Raw genomic sequence first — 20417 nt, forward strand, 5'->3', positions numbered from 1 at the left:
GGCACTACGGTCGGTCAGTTCCGTTCTTGGGACGGCCCGTTCCCGTTCCGTACGGTCCGCAACCACTCACGATACGTGCCGGAGGCAACCCGCCGAGCGGGGATGCCACATCTGGATCCCCGATCCGCGGGCCGGGCATGATCAGGACTTGGGGCGGAACGTCTGCGTCAGCGTGCGCCACGTGTTCCTGCGCTGCTCGCCGTCCCACGCGTCGGCCCGCGCCGTGTACATCAGCCCGTAGCCCAGGCCGTCGTTGACGACGGTGCCCCGGTCCACGGACCGGTAGGTGACGCCGCCGTCGACGTAGGTGAACTCCCAGTCGGCCGTCTTCCAGCCGCGGTACTCCACCGCCACGATCCGTATCCGCTTGTACTGGGAGCGCACCATGAAACGCTCCTGGTTCTTCCAGTCGGCGACCGGGTCGTCCTTGGGCGTGGTGGTCCAGCCGATGAGCAGCTTCTGCCCGTCCGGCCCCGTGAACCGGTCACCGGCGTCGTCCGACGACCGGTACTTCCACCCCGCGGGCAGGCCGATCGAGTACCCCTGCTTCCCCCGGTACGTCGTGTGGTCCTCGGTCTTCCCGGCGGCCCCGTCGCCGTCGTCCTGCGAGCCGCCCGGGGCGTCGTCACCGGCGCCCGCGCCCGCTCCGGTGGAGTCCGGGGAGGCTTCCGCGCTCGCGCCCTCCCCGGCGGACGCGGTGGCGGAGCCGTCGGTGCGGGTGCCGCCCTCGTCGTCCGTCCTGGTCTCGGCGCTGGGGGTGCTCCCCGCCGCGGTCCGGTCGCCGCTGCCGCCCCGGGCGCCGTCGCCGCTCCCGTCGTCGCCGCCGAGGGTGAGGGCCAGCACCGTGCCGAGCACGGCGAGCACCACGACCAGCGCGATGACGACCAGCGTCCGGCGCGGCACCACGTCGGTGATCGAGGCGCGCGGCGCGGGCCGGGCGGGGAGGTCCGGCGGCGTCATCACGGGCCAGCCCGAACTGCGGCCGCCGGTGGCCGCGTCGGCCGTTCCGGCGGCGGGGCTCGCGGTGGTCGCGGTCCGCGCGGCGGCCGGGGTGCGGGTCGCCGCGCCGGACGCCGGAGCGGCCGTGACGTCACCGGACTTGGTGCGGGCGGCGCCGGCCGCGCCGGCGGCCACGGCGGCCTTGCGGACGGAGCGCAGCGCGCCGCGCAGCTTCTCCGCGGCCTCCTCGCCCCGCTTGGCGCCGGTGTCCCGCGTGCCGGGCTGCTCGGGCAGCGGCACGACCCGGGTGGCGTCCGCCGGCTGTCCGTCGGCGTCCGCGGTGTCGGGGGCGTTGATGACGGCGGTCAGCATGGCCCGCGCGGCGCGGTCGTCGAGCCGCTGCGCGGGGTCCTTGTTGAGCAGCCCGTGGATGACGTCCCGCAGGGGGCCTGCGCTCTTCGGCTCCTCCAGCGGCTCGGTCATCACCGCGGTGAGCGTCGCGATCGCGGAACCCTTGTCGTACGGCGGGGTGCCCTCGACCGCCGCGTACAGCAGGCCGCCGAGCGACCACAGGTCGGCCGCCGGTCCGGGCTTGTGCCCGCGGGCGCGCTCCGGGGAGATGTAGGAGGGGGCGCCGACGAGCATGCCGGTCGAGGTGATGGAGGGATCGCCCTCGACCTGGGCGATGCCGAAGTCGGTGAGGACGACCCGGCCGTCGTCGGCGATCAGCACGTTGGACGGCTTCACGTCACGGTGCAGGATGCCCTCACGGTGCGCGGACCGCAGGACGTCGAGGACGGCGAGCCCGACCTCGGCGGCGCGGCGCGGCTTCAGCGTGCCGTCCTCCCGGATGACCTCGGCGAGCGACTTGCCCTCGACGAGCTCCATGACGATCCAGGGGCGGTCGTCCTCCTGGACCACGTCGAAGACCGTCACGGCGCTGGTGTTGCGGATCCGCGCGATCGCCTTGGCCTCGCGCAGCGTCCGGGTGATCAGCCGCCGCTTCTCCTCCTCGTCGATGTTCGACGGGAAGCGGAGCTCCTTGACGGCGACCGTGCGGCCCAGGGTCTCGTCCTCGGCCCGCCACACCGTCCCCATGCCGCCGCGGCCGAGCACGTCTCCCAGCCGGTACCGCCCGGCGAGGAGACGTGCGCTCTTGTCCTGACGGGATGTCCCCGCCCGCTCCGCCTCCGACATGCGTCCCCTCATGCAACCCGCCCTGACAGAGCCTTCATTGTCCCTCACGCGACAAGTGCCTGGCGCCCAGGGTGCCTCTGTCCGCCCATCGGACACGGCGGGCGGACAGGCGGGGGAACGAAGCGTTCCTCCACCTTGCCGGACGGGTCCCGACATAGGGGGAACCCGAAGCGCACCGTTTCGGTCACGCTTGGGCCATCCTGACACACCGTCGCCCGGGTCGGCGGGCGTGCGGGGAGGCGGAACGCCCGGTCGGCGCCGGTCCCGAACCGGCCGCGCACCTGGCCGGGTTCCGCCCTCGCGCGCCGGGGAGCGACCCCGCGGCCCGTGGGGAACGCCGCCGGCCGGTCTACAGCGGCACGATGTCGGGAGCCCCCAGCCGGGCCGCGTCCGCGGTCAGGTCGTCGGGCTGCCGCTGCGACTCCCGCTCGGCCTCCACCCGCTTCTCGTAGTGCCGCACCTCGCGGTCGGTCTGGTCGGCGTCCCAGCCCAGCACGGGCGCCATCAGCCCGGCGGCCTCGCGCGCGCTGCGCGTGCCCCGGTCGAACGTCTCGATGGATATGCGGGTGCGCCGGGTCAGCACGTCCTCCAGGTGCCGCGCGCCCTCGTGCGAGGCGGCGTAGACGACTTCGGCGCGCAGGTAGTCGTCGGCGGCCCGCAGCGGCTCGCCCAGGGAGGGGTCGGAGGCGATGAGGTCCAGCACCTCCTCGGCGAGCGCCCCGTACCGCTGGAGCAGGTGCTCCACCCGGACCAGGTGCAGACCGGTGCGGGCCGCGGTGCGCGCGCGGCCGTTCCACAGCGCGTGGTAGCCCTCGGCGCCCACCAGCGGCGTGTCCTCGGTGACGCAGTCCGCCACGCGCATGTCGAGTCCGTGCACCGCGGCGTCCACGGCGTCCTTCGCCATCACCCGGTACGTCGTGTACTTGCCGCCCGCCACCACGACCAGGCCGGGGACGGGGTGGGCGACCGTGTGCTCGCGGGACAGCTTGCTCGTGGCGTCCGACTCCCCGGCGAGCAGCGGGCGCAGCCCCGCGTAGACCCCTTCGACGTCGTCCCGGGTGAGCGGCACCGCGAGGACGGAGTTGACGTGCTCCAGCAGGTAGTCGATGTCCGCGCTGGACGCGGCCGGGTGCGCCTTGTCGAGGTCCCAGTCGGTGTCGGTGGTGCCGACGATCCAGTGCCGGCCCCAGGGGATGACGAACAGCACGGACTTCTCGGTGCGCAGGATGAGCCCGGTGGTGGAGTGGATGCGGTCCTTGGGCACGACCAGGTGGATGCCCTTGGAGGCGCGCACGTGGAACCGTCCGCGCTCGCCGACCATCGCCTGGGTGTCGTCGGTCCACACCCCGGTGGCGTTGACCACCTGCTTGGCGCGGATCTCGTACTCGCCGCCGCCCTCCACGTCCTGCACCCGGGCGCCGACGACCCGCTCGCCCTCGCGCAGGAAGCCGGTCACGCGGGCGCCGTTGGCGGTCATGGCGCCGTACGCCGCGGCCGTGCGCACGAGGGTGAGCACGAAGCGGGCGTCGTCCATCTGGGCGTCGTAGTACTGCAGGGCGCCGACCAGCGCGTCCTTCTTCAGACAGGGGGCGACGCGCAGGGCGTGACGCCGGCTCAGGTGGCGGTGCGCGGGGAGGCCCCGGCCATGGCCGTGGGTCATCGCCATGGTGTCGTAGAGCGCCACGCCCGCCCCCGCGTAGAGCCGCTCCCAGCCCCGGTGCTGCAACGGGTAGAGGAACGGCACCGGGCGCACGAGGTGCGGGGCGAGCTTCTCCAGCAGCAGGCCGCGCTCCTTCAACGCCTCCCGGACGAGGGCGAAGTCCAGCATCTCGAGATAGCGCAGGCCGCCGTGGATCAGCTTGCTGGAGCGGCTGGAGGTGCCCGACGCCCAGTCACGCGCCTCGACCAGTCCCGTGGACAGGCCGCGCGTCACCGCGTCGAGCGCCGTGCCCGCGCCGACCACGCCGCCGCCCACCACCAGCACGTCCAGCTCGCGCTCCGCCATGGACGCCAGTGATCCGGCGCGCTGCGCCGGCCCCAGTGTCGCTGTCCTCACCGCTGCCTCCCGCTCATCGGTCGCATCGGCCGCACCCGTCGGGCGAAGCCCGGTACCTCACCCTCATGCCCAGATTCTGACCGGGTTGTCCGACTTCAGCCACACACCGCCTCAGGCTGTGGACGACCGCCGGGCCGCAGGCTGTGGACAACCGCGCGGCCACGGGCTCGCGAACGGTCCCGCCGGAAACACCGCGGGGCGACCGCGCGGAACGACTCACCGAAAACCAGCCCATCAATCCCGCATATCGGTCATATTTACTCCTAGTCTGACATTGCGCTCGCCTGTCCAGTTCACAGCGCTTGCGCCCCTGTCGCACTCCGGCTATTGGGAAGGACGGTCCACGCCATGCCCGCAGATCTCGCCGTCATCGGACTCGGCCCGTTCGGACTGCCCCTGGCCCAGGCCGCCGTCGCCGCCGGCATCCCCACCGTGGGGTACCGGACCGGCCCCGAGCCCGGCTCCCTCAGCCCCGCCGAGCAGCGCCGCATGCTCGCGCAGGGCTTCCGGGTCACCACCAGCGCGGCCGAGCTCGGCCGGGTGCGCACCGCCGTGATCTGCGCCCCCACCCCGCCCGCGGCGGACGGCGGGCTCGACCTCGGCCAGGTCGAGGCGGCCGCCCGCACCCTCGCCGCGCAGCTCCGCCCGCACACCACGGTGATCCTGGAGTCCCCCGTGCCGCCCGGCACCACGGAGGGCCCGCTGCTGCGCCTGCTGGAGTCCGGGTCGGGCCTGCGCGCGGGCCGCGACTTCCACCTCGCCCACTGCCCCAGCCGCGTCGACCCCGGCAGCCGCGACTTCACCCCCGCCAACACCCCGAAGGTCATCGGCGGCCTCACCCCCGCCTGCACCGAGTCGGCCGCGGCCTTCTACGGCCGCATCACCGACAAGGTGGTCCGCGCCCGCGGCCCGCGCGAGGCCGAGACGGTGCAGTTGCTGGAGACCAACTTCCGGCACGTCAACATCGCCCTGGTCAACGAGATGGCCGCGCTCTGCCACGACCTGGGCATCGACCTGTGGGACGTACTGCGCTGCGCGGAGACCAAGCCCTTCGGCTTCCTCGCCTTCCGCCCCGGCCCCGGCGTCGGCGGCCACACCGTCCCCCAGGACCTCACCGCGCACGCCGGCCGCACCCTGCGCATGGCGGAACTGGCACAGGAGGTCAACGGCCGCATGCCCCGCTACGTCGTGCAGCGGGCCGCCGCGCTGCTCAACGAGCACGGCAAGTCGGCGCGCGGCGCGCGCGTGCTGCTCCTCGGGGTCACCTACAAGGCCGACCTCGCCGACCTCCAGGGCAGTCCCGCGCAGGAGATCGCGGTCCGCCTGATGGAGCTGGGCGCCTCGGTCAGCTACCACGACCCGCACGTGCCGTCCTGGACCGTCCTGGACCGCCCCGTCCCCCGCGCGGACTCCCTCTACGAGGCCGCCGCCGACGCCGACCTCACGATCCTGCTCCAGCAGCACCGCACGTACGACCTCCAGGGCCTGTCGGTCAAGGCCCAGCTCTTCCTGGACACCCGGGGCGCGACCCCTGCGGGGGCGGCGCACCGGTTGTGAGAGGGGCGCGCGGCGGGCCTCCGTGTCACCGGTACTGCTGGTGGGCGAGACGCCGCACGAGTGCGGCGGACACAGGTGGAGCCCACCGCAGAGGGCACTGCGGCAGGCTCCGGGATGGTTCACGGGTGTCCGCCCCTACGTCGTCTGGGGCGGCCGCTGACCATCCGAACAGCCGCAAGATCCACCTCCTCCGGCACTTCACCGTCCGCCTCGGCCGGGTCCGCCGGCGCGGACGAGGTCCCGGCGCGACCGCGCGCTCCCGGGCACCGCGTGCGCCCACCGGACACGCGAAAGGGGCCGGCCACCCGTTCAGGTGACCGGCCCCTTCCCGTGCCGTGGGAAGGCCGTGCGGCGGTCAGCGGCGGTGCTGGGAGTCCGCCACCGTCACCTCGACGCGCTGGAACTCCTTCAGCTCGCTGTAGCCGGTGGTGGCCATCGCGCGGCGCAGGGCGCCGAAGAGGTTCATGGAGCCGTCGGGGGTGTGGGACGGGCCGGTGAGGATCTCCTCCAGCGTGCCGACCGTGCCGAGGTCGACCTTCTTGCCGCGCGGCAGCTCCTCGTTGACGGCCTCCATGCCCCAGTGGTGGCCGCGGCCCGGCGCGTCGGTGGCGCGGGCCAGCGGGGAACCCATCATCACGGAGTCCGCGCCGCAGGCGATCGCCTTGGAGATGTCGCCCGACCAGCCGACGCCGCCGTCCGCGATGACGTGCACGTACCGGCCGCCGGACTCGTCCATGTAGTCGCGGCGGGCGGCGGCCACGTCGGCGACCGCGGTGGCCATCGGCACCTGGATGCCCAGCACGTTGCGCGTGGTGTGCGCGGCGCCGCCGCCGAAGCCGACGAGGACGCCCGCCGCGCCGGTGCGCATCAGGTGCAGGGCGGCCGTGTAGGTGGCGCAGCCGCCGACGATGACCGGGACGTCGAGCTCGTAGATGAACTGCTTCAGGTTCAGCGGCTCGTGCGAGCCGGAGACGTGCTCCGCCGACACCGTCGTGCCGCGGATGACGAAGATGTCCACGCCCGCGTCGACGACGGCCTTGGAGAACTGGGCGGTGCGCTGCGGGGAGAGCGCGGCGGCGGTGACGACGCCGGAGTCGCGCACCTCCTTGATGCGCTGCCCGATCAGCTCCTCCTTGATGGGAGCGGCGTAGATCTCCTGGAGGCGGCGGGTGGCCGTCTCGGCGGGCAGGCCGACGATCTCGTCCAGCAGCGGCTGCGGGTCCTCGTGGCGGGTCCACAGGCCCTCGAGGTTCAGCACGCCGAGGCCGCCGAGCTCGCCGATGCGGATCGCGGTGGCCGGCGAGACCACGGAGTCCATGGGAGCGGCCAGGAACGGCAGCTCGAAGCGGTAGGCGTCGATCTGCCAGGCGATCGAGACCTCCTTCGGGTCCCGCGTACGGCGGCTGGGGACGACCGCGATGTCGTCGAAGGCGTACGCCCGGCGGCCGCGCTTGCCGCGCCCGATCTCGATCTCAGTCACGTCTGTGGCCTTTCCCTGTTGCGTTGCAGCGCCATCCAGTATCCCCGACGACCGCGGCGCCCACCGCCCCGGACGTACGGCGAGGGCGGCCCCGGTGGTCCGGAGCCGCCCTCGGGAAGCCCGCCGCTACTGGCGGCTGTAGTTCGGTGCCTCGACCGTCATCTGGATGTCGTGCGGGTGGCTCTCCTTGAGGCCCGCGGAGGTGATCCGGACGAAGCGGCCGTTGGTCTGGAGCTCGGGGACGGTCTTGCCGCCGACGTAGAACATCGACTGGCGCAGGCCGCCGACGAGCTGGTGGACGACGGACGACAGCGGGCCGCGGTAGGGCACCTGGCCCTCGATGCCCTCGGGCACCAGCTGCTCGTCGGAGGCGACGCCCTCCTGGAAGTAGCGGTCCTTGGAGAACGACTTGCGGTCGCCGCGGCTCTGCATGGCGCCCAGCGACCCCATGCCGCGGTACGACTTGAACTGCTTGCCGTTGATGAACAGCAGCTCGCCCGGCGACTCCTCGCAGCCGGCCAGCAGCGAGCCCAGCATCACCGTGTCGGCGCCCGCGACGAGCGCCTTGGCGATGTCGCCGGAGTACTGCAGACCGCCGTCGCCGATGACCGGCACGCCGGCCTCCTTGGCCGCCAGCGCCGCCTCGTAGATCGCCGTGACCTGCGGGACGCCGACGCCGGCGACGACACGCGTGGTGCAGATGGAGCCGGGGCCGACACCGACCTTGATGCCGTCGCAGCCCGCGTCGACGAGCGCCTTGGCGCCGTCGCGGGTGGCGATGTTGCCGCCGATCACGTCGACGCCGGAGGAGTTCGACTTGATCTTGGCGACCATGTCGCCGACCAGCCGGGAGTGGCCGTGCGCGGTGTCGACGACGATGAAGTCGACGCCCGCCTCGATCAGCGCCTGGGCGCGCTCGAAGGCGTCACCGGCGACACCGACCGCGGCGCCGACCAGCAGGCGGCCCTCGGCGTCCTTGGCGGCGTGGGGGTACTTCTCGGCCTTGACGAAGTCCTTGACCGTGATGAGGCCCTTGAGGACGCCGTCGTCGTCGACCAGCGGAAGCTTCTCGATCTTGTGGCGGCGCAGCAGCTGCATGGCGTCCGGGCCGGAGATGCCGACCTTGCCGGTGACCAGCGGCATCGGCGTCATGACCTCGCGCACCTGACGGGTGCGGTCGGTCTCGAAGGCCATGTCACGGTTGGTGACGATGCCGAGCAGCTTCTTGTTGCCGTCGGTCACCGGGACGCCGCTGATACGGAACTTGGCGCACAGGGCGTCGGCCTCGGCGAGCGTGGCGTCCGGGTGGATGGTGATGGGGTCGGTGACCATGCCCGACTCGGACCGCTTCACCAGGTCGACCTGGTTGGCCTGGTCCTCGATGGACAGGTTGCGGTGCAGCACGCCGACGCCGCCCTGGCGGGCCATCGCGATGGCCATGCGGGACTCGGTCACCTTGTCCATGGCGGCGGACAGCAGCGGGATGTTGACCCGCACGTTCCTGGAGACGTACGAGGCGGTGTCGATCTCGTCGGGTGCCATGTCCGACGGGCCCGGCAGCAGCAGCACGTCGTCGTAGGTCAGCCCGAGTGTCGCGAATTTTCCGGGCACTCCGTCGACGTTGGCAGTCATGACACCTTCCCCAAATGGCCTTGATCGGTGCGGATGTCCATGCTAACGGGAAGCGTGGGTGTCTCATTCCACGGTTCCGCACGGTCCCCGGCTTCGTATGTTCCTACGGGAACGGCTGATCGTCCGTTCACATGCGTGACGCGTGTGCGCGAAGAGGCGGCGCGGGGACGGGCGTTACTGCTCCGCCAGGGCCCGCAGCCGGCTCAGCGCGCGGTGCTGCGCCACCCGGACCGCGCCGGGTGACATTCCCAACATCTGACCGGTCTCCTCCGCGGTGAGCCCCACGGCGATGCGCAGCAGGATCAGCTCGCGCTGGTTCTCGGGCAGGCTGGCCAGCAGTTTCTTGGCCCACTCGGCGTCGCTGCTGAGCAGGGCGCGCTCCTCCGGGCCGAGCGAGTCGTCGGGCCGCTCCGGCATCTCGTCGGACGGCACGGCGGTCGAACCGGGGTGCCGCATGGCGGCGCGCTGGAGATCGGCGACCTTGTGGGAGGCGATGGCGAAGATGAACGCCTCGAAGGGCCGGCCGGTGTCCTTGTAGCGGGGCAGCGCGAGCAGCACCGCCACGCAGACTTCCTGGGCGAGGTCCTCGACGAAGTGCCGGGCGTCGCCCGGCAGCCGGGACAGACGGGTGCGGCAGTAGCGCAGGGCGAGCGGGTGGACGTGGGCGAGCAGGTCGTGCGTGGCCTGCTCGTCTCCGTCGACCGCGCGGTGGACGAGCGCACCGATCGCCCCGTGGGCCGTGCCCGCCTCGTCGTCGCGCATCGGTCCATGGTGCCCTGCGGACGTCCGGTCCGCGGCACCGTGTCCCTGGTTGTGCACCGAAGCGTTATGAGCAGGTGCGCCGGAACTCATCCCTTGCGCCCTCCCCTTCCGCTCGATCGACTCGTCCCCGAGGAACTCCACACCTCAAGGATGCGGCATCCGCCGCGAAACGAGCAGTGGGTCCCTCCCGGCCGCGGCGAACACCACGTCCGGCCTGTGCGCCGGCCCGCGCGGCAGGCTCTTCGCGGGCCCGCACAGAGAGGGCCCGCACAGAGAGGGCCCGCCCACCGGACGCGGGGCCCGGGCGCGGGGGTGCGCCGGGTCCGGTACGCCCCGGCCGGCATGCGACGCGACGAGGCGTGCGACACACGAGCGTGCGGGAGGTCAGGGCCGCCGGCGGCCGGCACGCTGCCGTCCGCGGAGGACGCCTGCGTCCGTACGCGGACCGCGCGTACGGCCGCCGCACCGGCCGGCGTCCCGCACGGAACGCGCGGCGCGGCGACCACGGCCGGGAACCGGATCGCCGCCCGGCCCCGCTCCGCGGGACCCGGACACCGCGTCCGGCGGGGCAACCGCTCACCGGATCGAGGTCCGGATCCGCATCGGCATCCGGCCCCTGCGCCCGTGAGGCGCCCCGCGTCCCGGCCGGCCCGGCCCGGGGACGGGTCGGCCTACCGCACCAGACCCCACCGGAACCCGAGCGCCACCGCGTGGGCCCGGTCCGAGGCGCCGAGCTTCTTGAAGAGACGGCGCGCGTGCGTCTTGACCGTGTCCTCGGAGAGGAACAGCTCGCGGCCGATCTCCGCGTTGGAGCGGCCGTGGCTCATCCCCTCGAGCACCTGGATCTCACGCGCGGTGAGCGTGGGCGCCGCGCCCATCTCGGCCGAGCGCAGCCGGCGCGGGGCGAGCCGCCAGGTCGGGTCGGCGAGCGCCTGCGTGACCGTGGCGCGCAGCTCCGCCCGGGAGGCGTCCTTGTGCAGGTAGCCGCGGGCCCCGGCGGCCACCGCGAGGGCGACGCCGTCCAGGTCCTCGGCGACCGTGAGCATGATGATGCGTGCTCCGGGGTCGGCGGAGAGCAGCCGCCGCACTGTCTCGACGCCGCCCAGACCGGGCATGCGTACGTCCATCAGAATCAGGTCCGAGCGGTCGGCGCCCCAGCGGCGGAGCACTTCCTCGCCGTTGGCCGCCGTCGTCACGCGCTCGACGCCGGGCACGGTCGCGACCGCGCGGCGGAGCGCCTCTCGGGCAAGCGGGGAGTCGTCGCAGACGAGGACGGAAGTCATGGCCGCCCTCCGCAGCTGATGCGCGTCACCTTGAGCCTCCAGGCTGGTACGAAATCGACACCTGTGCGGTCGACCGTCTCGGACGCCCGCCCGAGCGCTTGTTCCTTCAACCGCCTCGCACTCTCAACGACGGTCACTCGAAAGAGTTACGGGGCCGTCTGCCATCTTCGGCACTCTACGTGAGGAGGTGCTCACGGTGGAGACACGCGCGGCGCACCCCTCGGACTTTCACCACAACTCATGCCCCATTCAGACCCTTTTCTTCCCCTTCATCAGTGTCCAGAGCTAAATTCGCAATGAGTCATATTTTCATCTCCTTTGATCGCAGTTGTACGGTTGTGGACACCGGATCCGCCCAGTCACGGCTACAAGGGGTCACGCAATGGCAGATTTCTCCCGCCTTCCCGGACCGAACGCGGACCTGTGGGACTGGCAGCTCCTGGCCGCCTGCCGCGGGGTGGACAGTTCGCTCTTCTTCCACCCGGAGGGCGAACGGGGCGCCGCTCGCAGCGCACGTGAGAACTCGGCCAAGGAGGTCTGCATGAGGTGCCCGGTGCGCGCCGAGTGCGCCGCACACGCGCTGGCGGTGCGCGAGCCGTACGGCGTGTGGGGCGGCCTGACCGAGGACGAACGCGAAGAGCTGATGGGGCGGGCGCGCAACCGGCTGGTGTCGGCGTCGGGCGCCGGTGGACACGCCACCGCCTCGAACCCCTGAAGGAACGTTTCTCTGAAGAATCCCGGGCACGCCCGCGTGCCCTTGGGGCGTCACCTGGCGGCGGCCGCCGCCAGCTTCTCCAGCGTCGCGGTGACCGCGGGCACCTGGGCGAGGTCCGGCAGGGTGAGCGCGACGATCTCCCGCCGCACGGCGGGTTCCAGGTCCACGGTGCGCACACCGCGCGGCCGCAGCGACTCCAGCGCGAGCTGCGGCAGGACCGCGACGCCGAGCCCCGCGCCGACCAGACCGGCGACCGCCGGGTAGTCGTCGGTCGCGAAGTCGATGCGCGGGGTGAAACCGGCCGTCTCGCACACCTCGACGAGCTGGCCCCGGCAGCGCGGGCAGCCCGCGATCCACGGCTCCCCCGCGAGTTCGCCGATGGCGACCGACCCCGCCCGCGCCAGCCGGTGCCGTTCCGGCACGAGTCCCACCAGCCGGTCCGACAGCAGCGGCCGTACCACCAGGTCGTCCCACTCCTCCCCGCCCGCCGCGCCCTCGTACCGGAAGGCGAGGGCGATGTCGCAGTCGCCCTCGCGCAGCATCCGCACGGAGCGGGGCGGTTCGGCCTCCTCGAGTGAGACCCGGGTGCCGGGGTGGGCGTCGCGCAGCGCGGCGAGGGCGGTCGGCACGAGCGTGGAGCTGCCGCTGGGGAACGACACCAGCCGCACCCGCCCCGCGCGCAGTCCGGCGATGGCCGCGACCTCCTCCTCGGCGGCGGTGAGCCCGGCGAGGATCCCCGCCGCGTGCCGCACCAGCGCCTCACCGGCCTGGGTCAGCCGCATCTCACGGCCGGAGCGGATGAGCAGCGGCGTGCCGACGGACGTCTCCAGGGCCTTCATCTGCTGGCTGACGGCGGGCTGGGTGCAGCCCAGTTCACGGGCGGCGGCGGAGAAGGAACCGGTGGAGGCCACGGCGCGCAGCACGCGGAGGTGGCGGGCTTCGATCACCCTGCCAGGATACGCACAGGGATAAGTACGCCTTTGATCAAAAGGAAATAAACACGTCGACGCTTTGATGTGCATGCCTTACCGTGCACCGCATGAAGCTTCTGTCTGTGAATCTGGGCCGGCCCCGGCCCGTCCCGTACACGGGCCAGCGTGACGGCCTGACCGGCATCGACAAGCGTCCGGTGGACGGGCCGGTGCGGGTGGCCGCGCCCGGCCCGAAGGGCGCCGGCGGGAGCGGTCTGGCCGGTGACGCGGTGTGCGAGACGCGGCACCACGGCGGGGACGACCAGGCGGTGTACGCGGTGGCCCGCGAGGACCTCGACGAGTGGGAGCGCACGCTGGGGCGCACCCTGCCCCACGGCTCGTTCGGCGAGAACCTCACCACCCTGGGCGTCGACGTCTCCGGCGCGCTGATCGGCGAGCGCTGGGCCGTGGGACCCGAGGTCGTCCTGGAGGTCACCTCAGGACGCATCCCCTGCCGCACCTTCCAGGGCCACCTGGGCGAGGACGGCTGGGTCAAGCGGTTCACGGAGCGGGGCGCGCCGGGAGCGTACTTCCGGGTGATCACCCCCGGGGAGGTGCGCGCGGGCGACGCCGTCCGCATCGCCCACCGCCCGGACCACGACGTGACGGTGGCCCTCCAGTTCCGCGCGGTGACGACGGAGCGCGCCCTGCTCCCCCGGCTGCTGGCGGCGGGGGACGCGCTGCACCCGGAGGCGCTGAGGATGGCGCGGGAGCACGTGGAGAAGTCGGGTGCGACCGCCGAGGTCTGACCGCGAGCCCGGCCCCTGCCCGGTCGGCCCGGCGCCGGCCCGGCGGGACCGCACGGCCCGGTGTCGGCCCGGACCACAGAGCGGACGTCTCCGCTCCGGGTAACTACTCTTGGGCCATGACAACGGCTCTGATTACGGGATCGACGGCGGGGATCGGTGCCGCGTTCGCGCGGCGGCTGGCGGCCGAGGGGCACGACCTGGTGCTCGTGGCCCGGAACACCGCCCGGCTGCGGGAACAGGCGACCGAGCTGCACGACCGCCACGGCATCGAGGCGGAGGTGCTGACCGCCGACCTCGCCGAGGACCAGGGCATCGAGACGGTGGAACGCCGGCTCGGCGACCGCAGGAACCCCGTCGACCTGCTGATCAACAACGCCGGGTTCGGGCACAAGGGCCGCTACCTCGAGGTCCCCGTGTCCGACGAGCTGATGATGCTCAAGGTCCACTGCGAGGCCGTGCTCCGGCTGACGTCGGCGGCGGTGGCGGCGATGCGGGAGCGCGGACGCGGCGGGGTCGTGAACGTCGCCTCGACCGCGGCGTTCGTGCCGCGCGGGACGTACGGGGCGTCGAAGGCGTGGGTCGTGCAGTTCACCCAGGGCGCGGCGCAGGACCTGGCCGGTCACGGCGTACGCCTGATGGCGCTGTGCCCCGGCTTCGTGCGCACCGAGTTCCACCAGCGGGCCGGTATGGGCACGGACAACATCCCCCGGTGGATGTGGCTGGACGCGGACAAGGTCGCCGCGGCGGCGCTGGCGGACCTCGCCCGGGGCAAGTCGCTGTCCGTCCCGGACCCGCGGTACAAGGTGCTGCTCGGGGCGTCGAAGCTGGTCCCGCGGAACCTGCTGGGCGGCATCTCCTCGAAGACCGGCCGCAAGTACGGGCCCCGCTAGCGGCGGGGGGACACGGGTCTCCCCCCGGGAGGTGAAGGGCCGTGACCGGCCCAGTCCGCGGTCTCGGCGCCCTCGCCCTCGCCCTCGTCCTCGGCATCCCCCGACGGTGCCCGTGAAGCCGTCGAGGCCTATGCGGGGGCCCTCGACCCCCGCGGCGCCGCCGAGTCCGTCCCGGTCGGGGGTGTGGAGGACGAGGAGTGGTCCCGGCAGGAGGATCCCGTTGGCTCGCGGCCGGTCACATCCCCGCCGCCGTCCGCACGCACATCCTGCGCGGCCTCCCCGACGACGGCACTCCGGTCCACCGCCCCGGCGGCCTTCCGCGCCACCTGCTCCGTGACGTGCCGCCCGCACCCAGCGGCGCGTCCGCCACCGGACGGCCCGCCCCTGCACGCCCGTCCAGCCGACTCGCGGCCCTCCGTGCATGCGAGGGCTGCCACGTACAGGCCACGCTCTTCCGGCCGGTGAAGGAACCCTCTGCCGCCGCCCCACCTCACCACCACCCCGTGCCGGTCCGCTGGACAGCGGCACGGTGGCGCACCGGCTGAAGGAACAGGTCCGAGCGGAGCGGGAAGGCCGCCACAGAACCTGAGCGGCTCACGGGCCGACGGCTCACGGGTCGCCGTCGAAGCGCTCGCGGAGCTCGTCGTCGCAGTCGTGTTCGGTGTCGGCCGAGCCGTCGGCGAGGGCCACGAGGGCGTGGCCCGTGTCCTCGTTCCCGAGTTCGGCCGGCCGGGCCTCGATCCCCGCGATGTGGCCGGCGCAGCTCGAGCTGGTGGGCGGACCGCCGGAGGGCGGGGAGCCGGTCAGCGTGCCGATGGCGGCGAGACCGGCCACGCACACCACCGCCCACGCGACGAACCAGGTGCGGTACTTCCTCCGTCCCGGCTCGGGCATGCGGGCATCCCAGGCACCTCGACGGCGCGCTGAAGCGACGGTGTTACAACCTTTCCGGACCTCCGCGTGTCACAGGCGCAGGGGAGGCGAGGCCTCCCCGCGCATCGCACCGCAGCTTGGAGACACCATGGCCGTCCGTCCCCCGTACCGTTCACTTCGCGGCCTGTCCGCCGTCGTCGCCGTGCTCGCGGCCGGTGCGGTGGGGTGCTCGGACGTCTCCGAGGCCGTCGACAGCGCCAAGGACGGCGCGAAGAAGGCCGCCCGTCAGCGTTCGGTGTTCTCGCTCGACGTCGGGGACTGCTACAACCCGAACGGAAAGGCCGAGGGCGAGGCGTACCTCGTCGAGATCGTGCCCTGCGACGAGGCGCATCAGGGCCAGGTGGTCGGCGAGTTCGCGATCCGGCAGGGAGGGAAGTTCCCCGGCGAGGACGCCGTCACGACGATCGCGGACACCCGCTGCCCGGCCGAGGCGCAGAAGTTCGCCCCGGACACCTGGGCACTGCCCCAGGGCGTCGGCCTGTCGTACTACACCCCGACCGCCGAGAGCTGGGCGACGAACGACCGGTTGGTGACCTGCACGTACAGCACGGAGAAGGGCACCTTCAAGGGCTCGCTGGCCACCGCGAAGACCCTCGGACCCGAGCAGCTCACCTACCTCGAGGGCTCCAACGCGGTGTACGAGGCCCTGTGGGCCAACCAGCCGGAGACGGACGACGTCGAGGGCGACCTGGACGGCTACCAGGCGCAGGCCAAGGCCGTCGCCGCCGCCCTCGACACGCACGTCGAGGGGCTGAAGGGCGTCAAGGGCAGCGAGGTCGGCACGCTCCGCGGGACGCTGGCCGAGGCGGCCGGCGAGTGGAGGAAGGCCGCGAACGCCGCCGACCTCGACACCTTCTACGTCGCCTACGACGCCGGGTTCACCCTCATCGACCCGGGCAAGTCGGTCGCCGCCCGCAAGGAACTGGGCCTGGCCACCACCGTCCCGGCCGACGAGGCCGAGGTCTGGGCGGGCTGAGGCCCCGCCTCAGGCCGGCGGCCAGGTGATGCCCGCGTCCCGCAGCATCCGGCCGTACGTGCGACATCGGTGCCGGGCGAGGAACAGGCCCAGCGCCCGCAGGACGGCGAAGAACAGCCACACGGCGGCGCACACGAGGGCCGCTCCCTGCGAGAAGCCGGCCTGGGAGAGCGGGATGAGCAGCGCCGAGGGGACGAGCAGCAGAGCGATCAGCCCGCGCCGCCGGTGCGTGCGGCCGTGGTCGACCATGATGCGCGCGTGCAGCAGGCCGGCCTCGCGCCGCGCCTCGGGCAGCGGACGCAGCCGGTGCCCGCCGGGACGCATGCCGGGCAGCGGGCCGCCGTCCAGGGCGTCCGGGTGCAGCGCGGCGGTGCGGGCCGCCCGTTCGGCGGCGTCCGTCATGCGGCGGAAGGCGAAGTACGGATGCGGACTGCCCTGGGGAGGAAGGGGGGACAGTCCGTCGTACCGGTAGCCGTACTGCTCGACGACGCAGGCGAAGGCCGCGAACTCCCGCCACGAGCGTCGCAGATGGCGTACGTCGTACCGCTCGGCGCCGCGCGCGCCTTCCCGCAGCACCGCCCTGAGCTGCGCCTGCAGCGGCATCCCGCCTCCTGGGTCGGTCGGTCCGGGGCCGTCGTGCCGCGCCGGACGTTCGCGGCTGACCCGGCCGATCGCCTTGACCATCAGCCGGACGGTCCCCAGGTCCTCAGGTCCTCAGGTCCTCAGGTCGCCCGGTGCCGGACCGGAATCGAGCGTGGGGTACTCCGACGTCCCGCTTCGACGCCCCCGCCGGACGCCTCCGGACCCGGTGTCCGTCCTAGTCGCCCCCTCCGCCGCCACCCCCGTCGCCCCCTCCCCCGTCGCCGCTTCCGCCGCCTCCGTCCCCCGCGTCACCGCCGTCGCTGCCCCAGCCGTCGCCGCCGCCGGGTTCGTTGTCGTCGCGGCCGCGGCCGAGGTTGCTGAACCAGGGAAGGTCCCAGCCGTCGTCGCCGGTGTCGCGGCGCGGGTCGGCGGAGCGGAAGCGGGCCAGGCCCGTCGCGTCGCCGAGGCCGAAGGACACCGCGACCGCGTGGGCCATCACGGCGTCCAGCGGGTCGGGGCTCTCGTGGCGGACGTCGGCCAGCGGCAGCAGCAGGGCGCCGGGGGCGGGGGCCGTCCCGCGGGGCGGCCGGGTCAGCAGGGCGACCGGTGTCTCACCCCGCAGCAGCCAGGAGCTCGCCGCGTCCCCCCGGCGCAGAGTCCACTGCCGGTCGGGCAGCCGGATCTCCACCGCGCTTCTGGACTTCCGGAACTTCTTGCGCAGCACGAGCCGGGCGACGGCGTCCCCCACGGTCAGGACCAGCCCGGTGTCCGTGTCGGAGGTGCTGCTGCCCCGGAAGCCGTACGGCGCGCGCAGGCGGACGGCGGGGGCGTACGGGCCCCAGACGTCGACGCGGACCTGGCGGCGGTCCACGGCCACCGCGATCGGACCGGCGGGGCCGTGCGCGTAGCGGCGGGCGATCCACAGCGGTACGCCCTCCTGCCGCGCCCGCGCGGCGAGGGCGGCGACCTGCCCGGGGCCGCCGCAGCGGCGCACCGCGAGTTCGCCGAGCGCGCGGGCGAAGGCCGCCGCCTGACGCACCCTCAGGGGTACGCAGGTGCCGGTCGCCCGGGTGACGGGGACCAGGCCGGCTCCCTCGGGGAGCGCCTGCAGGGGACGTTCCGCGCCTCCGCCGCCCAGCCAGGCGCCCCGCAGAAACGCTTCGGCCATGGCGGCGAGGTTCAGTTCCTCCAGCGGGGTCGTCCGGCCGCCGCGGCGCAGCGCGTGCTCGGTGAGCCGCACGGTGCGCGCGAGCGGGTTGCGGGAGCGTTCCCCGTAGAGCACCTGGTCCATCGCCGTCCCCCTCTCGTTTCGGCCGCCGTGTGCTCAGACTCCGGTCGGGCGTGGTGCGGTTCCATGATCGGGCGGGGCGGGACAGGGGCACCGCTGCGGGGTACGGCGGAGGCCCGGCACCCGCCGTCCGTGCGGACGGGGTGCCGGGCCTCAGCTCGGGTTCTGGCGACTCGGGTCGTCAGTGGGCGTGGCCGTGGCCGTGGCCACCGGCGGCGGTCGGCTCTTCCTCTTCCTTCTTCTCGACGACCAGGGTCTCGGTCGTGAGCAGGAGGGAGGCGATGGAGGCGGCGTTCTCCAGGGCGGAGCGGGTCACCTTGACCGGGTCGATGACGCCGGCCTTGACCAGGTCGCCGTACTCGCCGGTGGCGGCGTTGTAACCGCTGCCCTTCTCCAGCTCGGCGACCTTGGAGACGATGACGTAGCCCTCGAGGCCGGCGTTCTCGGCGATCCAGCGCAGCGGCTCGACGGCGGCCTTGCGGACCACGGAGACACCGGTGGCCTCGTCGCCGGTCTTGTCGAGGTTGTTCTCGAGGACCTTGACGGCGTGGACCAGCGCGGAGCCACCACCGGAGACGATGCCCTCCTCGACCGCGGCGCGGGTCGCGGAGATGGCGTCCTCCAGACGGTGCTTCTTCTCCTTCAGCTCCACCTCGGTGGCGGCGCCGACCTTGATCACGCACACGCCGCCGGCCAGCTTCGCGAGGCGCTCCTGGAGCTTCTCGCGGTCCCAGTCGGAGTCCGTGGTCTCGATCTCGGCCTTGATCTGGCCGACGCGGGCCTCCACGTCCTCCTTCTTGCCGGCGCCGTCGACGATCGTGGTGTCGTCCTTGGTGACGGTGACGCGGCGGGCGGAGCCGAGCACGTCCAGGCCGACCTGGTCGAGCTTGAGGCCGACCTCCTCGGAGACGACCGTGGCGCCGGTGAGGACCGCCATGTCCTGGAGCATCGCCTTGCGGCGGTCGCCGAAGCCGGGCGCCTTGACGGCGACGGCGTTGAAGGTGCCGCGGATCTTGTTGACGACCAGGGTGGACAGGGCCTCGCCCTCGACGTCCTCCGCGATGATCAGCAGCGGCTTGGAGGCGTTGGCCTGGATGACCTTCTCCAGCAGCGGCAGCAGGTCCGCGATGGCGGAGATCTTGCCCTGGGTGATCAGGATCTGCGGGTCGTCGAGGACGGCCTCCATGCGCTCCTGGTCCGTCACGAAGTACGGCGACAGGTAGCCCTTGTCGAAGGCCATGCCCTCGGTGAAGTCCAGCTCCAGGCCGAAGGTGTTGGACTCCTCGACGGTGATGACGCCGTCCTTGCCGACCTTGTCCATCGCCTCGGCGATGAGCTCGCCGACCTGCTGGTCCTGGGCGGACAGCGCGGCGACGGCGGCGATGTCGGCCTTCTCGTCGATCGGGCGGGCCGAGGCGAGCAGGTCCTCGGAGACCGCGGCGACGGCGGCGTCGATGCCCTTCTTCAGGGCGGCCGGGGAGGCGCCGGCGGCGACGTTCTTCAGGCCCTCGCGGACCAGGGCCTGGGCCAGCACGGTGGCGGTGGTGGTGCCGTCACCCGCGATGTCGTTGGTCTTGGTCGCCACCTCCTTCACGAGCTGCGCGCCGAGGTTCTCGTACGGGTCCTCGATCTCCACCTCGCGGGCGATCGTGACACCGTCGTTGGTGATGGTGGGGGCGCCGAACTTCTTGTCGATGACGACGTTGCGGCCCTTGGGGCCGATCGTCACCTTGACCGTGTCGGCAAGCTTGTTGACGCCGCGCTCGAGGGCGCGACGGGCGTCCTCGTCGAACTTCAGGATCTTCGCCATGGCAGCGGGAGCCCTCTCGGAAATCTAGGTGAAATCACTGCGCCCCTGGGCCACCCGGCTCCTTGTCGGATGCTGGGGCCAGGGGCGCAGTGTTCGAGCAGAAGTACTTGCTACGAGGTCGAGTCGTCCGGGGCAGGCCCCGGGGTCCCCTTACTTCTCGACGATCGCGAGGACGTCGCGAGCCGAGAGGACGAGGTACTCCTCGCCGTTGTACTTGACCTCGGTGCCGCCGTACTTGCTGTACAGAACGACGTCGCCGACCTTCACGTCGAGCTCGACGCGCTTGCCGTCCTCGAAGCGGCCCGGACCGATGGCCAGGACGACGCCCTCCTGGGGCTTCTCCTTCGCGGTGTCCGGAATGACCAGGCCCGAAGCCGTGGTCTGCTCGGCGTCGAGCGGCTGGACCACGATGCGGTCCTCGAGCGGCTTGATGGCAACCTTGGAGCTGGCGGTCGTCACGATCCGACCTCCCCCTTCGGAGATCTCACGGGGTTAACTGTCTGAGGTGGCGACCAGGTCGATCCGTCGTCGCGGGTGCCGGACCTGCCCGTCGCGTTGTTGGCACTCTCCAGGGGGGAGTGCCAGACCTGAGACTAT

Annotated in this window: 17 protein-coding genes; 5 read left to right on the forward strand and 12 right to left on the reverse strand. The window is 72.9% G+C overall.

Translation table 11 applies throughout. The features are described from left to right. Positions 1–141 precede the first annotated feature (141 nt). Positions 142–2136: a serine/threonine-protein kinase gene (locus tag C1708_RS13035; protein ID WP_106412852.1), complete on the reverse strand. Its 1995-nt coding sequence runs from the start codon at positions 2134–2136 to the stop codon at positions 142–144. A gap of 349 nt (positions 2137–2485) precedes the next feature. After that, positions 2486–4192, reverse strand: coding sequence for a glycerol-3-phosphate dehydrogenase/oxidase (locus C1708_RS13040; protein WP_106412853.1), 1707 nt, complete (start codon positions 4190–4192; stop codon positions 2486–2488). A gap of 348 nt (positions 4193–4540) precedes the next feature. On the opposite strand from C1708_RS13040, the gene C1708_RS13045 reads away from it, so the two are divergent. Further along, complete coding sequence (locus tag C1708_RS13045; RefSeq protein ID WP_106412854.1) at positions 4541–5749, forward strand: nucleotide sugar dehydrogenase; 1209 nt, start codon at positions 4541–4543, stop codon at positions 5747–5749. Positions 5750–6104: 355 nt separating this feature from the next. Here the strand turns inward: C1708_RS13045 and C1708_RS13050 are convergent, their stop codons facing one another. From C1708_RS13050 to C1708_RS13065, 4 genes are all read right to left on the reverse strand, one after another. Then, the gene (locus tag C1708_RS13050) at positions 6105–7229 is read right to left on the reverse strand and encodes a GuaB3 family IMP dehydrogenase-related protein (RefSeq protein WP_106412855.1); all 1125 of its coding nucleotides are present in this window, start codon (positions 7227–7229) and stop codon (positions 6105–6107) included. 126 nt (positions 7230–7355) lie between these two features. Beyond that, entirely contained in the window at positions 7356–8861 is a 1506-nt protein-coding gene (guaB, locus tag C1708_RS13055; RefSeq protein ID WP_106412856.1) for an IMP dehydrogenase, read from the reverse strand. A 174-nt stretch (positions 8862–9035) separates the two neighbouring features. After that, entirely contained in the window at positions 9036–9623 is a 588-nt protein-coding gene (locus C1708_RS13060) for a sigma-70 family RNA polymerase sigma factor (RefSeq protein ID WP_093767456.1), read from the reverse strand. Between the two features lie 671 nt (positions 9624–10294). Beyond that, positions 10295–10906, reverse strand: coding sequence for a response regulator transcription factor (locus tag C1708_RS13065; RefSeq protein WP_003948568.1), 612 nt, complete (start codon positions 10904–10906; stop codon positions 10295–10297). Between the two features lie 382 nt (positions 10907–11288). Here C1708_RS13065 and C1708_RS13070 point away from each other — a divergent pair, with 382 nt between their 5' ends. Further along, entirely contained in the window at positions 11289–11621 is a 333-nt protein-coding gene (locus C1708_RS13070) for a WhiB family transcriptional regulator (protein ID WP_106412857.1), read from the forward strand. A gap of 50 nt (positions 11622–11671) precedes the next feature. Here the strand turns inward: C1708_RS13070 and C1708_RS13075 are convergent, their stop codons facing one another. After that, positions 11672–12568 carry a LysR family transcriptional regulator gene (locus C1708_RS13075; RefSeq protein WP_106412858.1) on the reverse strand — a complete coding sequence of 299 codons (897 nt, stop codon included), beginning with the start codon at positions 12566–12568 and terminating at the stop codon, positions 11672–11674. A 92-nt stretch (positions 12569–12660) separates the two neighbouring features. Between C1708_RS13075 and C1708_RS13080 the strand changes: the two genes are divergently transcribed. Together C1708_RS13080 and C1708_RS13085 are read left to right on the forward strand one after the other, a co-directional pair. Next, positions 12661–13341 (forward strand): MOSC domain-containing protein, encoded by a 681-nt coding sequence (locus C1708_RS13080; protein ID WP_106412859.1) that lies wholly within the window; start codon positions 12661–12663, stop codon positions 13339–13341. Between the two features lie 116 nt (positions 13342–13457). Then, a complete protein-coding gene (locus C1708_RS13085; RefSeq protein ID WP_106412860.1) occupies positions 13458–14231 on the forward strand; it encodes an SDR family NAD(P)-dependent oxidoreductase in 774 nt (257 codons plus the stop codon). A gap of 609 nt (positions 14232–14840) precedes the next feature. Here the strand turns inward: C1708_RS13085 and C1708_RS13095 are convergent. Beyond that, positions 14841–15125 carry a hypothetical protein gene (locus C1708_RS13095; protein WP_106412862.1) on the reverse strand — a complete coding sequence of 95 codons (285 nt, stop codon included), beginning with the start codon at positions 15123–15125 and terminating at the stop codon, positions 14841–14843. 127 nt (positions 15126–15252) lie between these two features. On the opposite strand from C1708_RS13095, the gene C1708_RS13100 reads away from it, so the two are divergent. Further along, on the forward strand, positions 15253–16140 hold the full coding sequence (locus C1708_RS13100; RefSeq protein WP_106412863.1) for a septum formation family protein: 888 nt from the start codon (positions 15253–15255) through the stop codon (positions 16138–16140). Positions 16141–16149: 9 nt separating this feature from the next. Here C1708_RS13100 and C1708_RS13105 read toward each other — a convergent pair whose 3' ends face one another. The 4 genes from C1708_RS13105 to groES form a co-directional block, all read right to left on the reverse strand. After that, positions 16150–16824, reverse strand: coding sequence for a hypothetical protein (locus C1708_RS13105; RefSeq protein ID WP_241911241.1), 675 nt, complete (start codon positions 16822–16824; stop codon positions 16150–16152). 133 nt (positions 16825–16957) lie between these two features. Next, on the reverse strand, positions 16958–18013 hold the full coding sequence (locus C1708_RS33990; RefSeq protein WP_106412864.1) for a hypothetical protein: 1056 nt from the start codon (positions 18011–18013) through the stop codon (positions 16958–16960). 178 nt (positions 18014–18191) lie between these two features. Continuing rightward, entirely contained in the window at positions 18192–19820 is a 1629-nt protein-coding gene (groL, locus tag C1708_RS13115) for a chaperonin GroEL (protein ID WP_106412865.1), read from the reverse strand. A 150-nt stretch (positions 19821–19970) separates the two neighbouring features. Further along, positions 19971–20279 carry a co-chaperone GroES gene (gene groES / locus C1708_RS13120; RefSeq protein ID WP_006130737.1) on the reverse strand — a complete coding sequence of 103 codons (309 nt, stop codon included), beginning with the start codon at positions 20277–20279 and terminating at the stop codon, positions 19971–19973. Between the last annotated feature and the right edge of the window lie 138 nt (positions 20280–20417).

The sequence above is a fragment of the Streptomyces sp. DH-12 genome (assembly GCF_002899455.1).
Lineage (GTDB): Bacteria > Actinomycetota > Actinomycetes > Streptomycetales > Streptomycetaceae > Streptomyces.

What these genes read in the sequence shown, in the direction of transcription:
- C1708_RS13035 (WP_106412852.1), bottom strand. Translation starts at nt 2,136, where the DNA reads ATGTCGGAGGCGGAGCGGGCGGGGACATCCCGTCAGGACAAGAGCGCA.
- C1708_RS13045 (WP_106412854.1), top strand. Translation starts at nt 4,541, where the DNA reads ATGCCCGCAGATCTCGCCGTCATCGGACTCGGCCCGTTCGGACTGCCC.
- guaB (WP_106412856.1), bottom strand. Translation starts at nt 8,861, where the DNA reads ATGACTGCCAACGTCGACGGAGTGCCCGGAAAATTCGCGACACTCGGG.
- C1708_RS13060 (WP_093767456.1), bottom strand. Translation starts at nt 9,623, where the DNA reads ATGCGCGACGACGAGGCGGGCACGGCCCACGGGGCGATCGGTGCGCTC.
- C1708_RS13065 (WP_003948568.1), bottom strand. Translation starts at nt 10,906, where the DNA reads ATGACTTCCGTCCTCGTCTGCGACGACTCCCCGCTTGCCCGAGAGGCG.
- C1708_RS13070 (WP_106412857.1), top strand. Translation starts at nt 11,289, where the DNA reads ATGGCAGATTTCTCCCGCCTTCCCGGACCGAACGCGGACCTGTGGGAC.
- C1708_RS13080 (WP_106412859.1), top strand. Translation starts at nt 12,661, where the DNA reads ATGAAGCTTCTGTCTGTGAATCTGGGCCGGCCCCGGCCCGTCCCGTAC.
- C1708_RS13085 (WP_106412860.1), top strand. Translation starts at nt 13,458, where the DNA reads ATGACAACGGCTCTGATTACGGGATCGACGGCGGGGATCGGTGCCGCG.
- C1708_RS13095 (WP_106412862.1), bottom strand. Translation starts at nt 15,125, where the DNA reads ATGCCCGAGCCGGGACGGAGGAAGTACCGCACCTGGTTCGTCGCGTGG.
- C1708_RS13100 (WP_106412863.1), top strand. Translation starts at nt 15,253, where the DNA reads ATGGCCGTCCGTCCCCCGTACCGTTCACTTCGCGGCCTGTCCGCCGTC.
- C1708_RS13105 (WP_241911241.1), bottom strand. Translation starts at nt 16,824, where the DNA reads ATGGTCAAGGCGATCGGCCGGGTCAGCCGCGAACGTCCGGCGCGGCAC.
- C1708_RS33990 (WP_106412864.1), bottom strand. Translation starts at nt 18,013, where the DNA reads ATGGACCAGGTGCTCTACGGGGAACGCTCCCGCAACCCGCTCGCGCGC.
- groL (WP_106412865.1), bottom strand. Translation starts at nt 19,820, where the DNA reads ATGGCGAAGATCCTGAAGTTCGACGAGGACGCCCGTCGCGCCCTCGAG.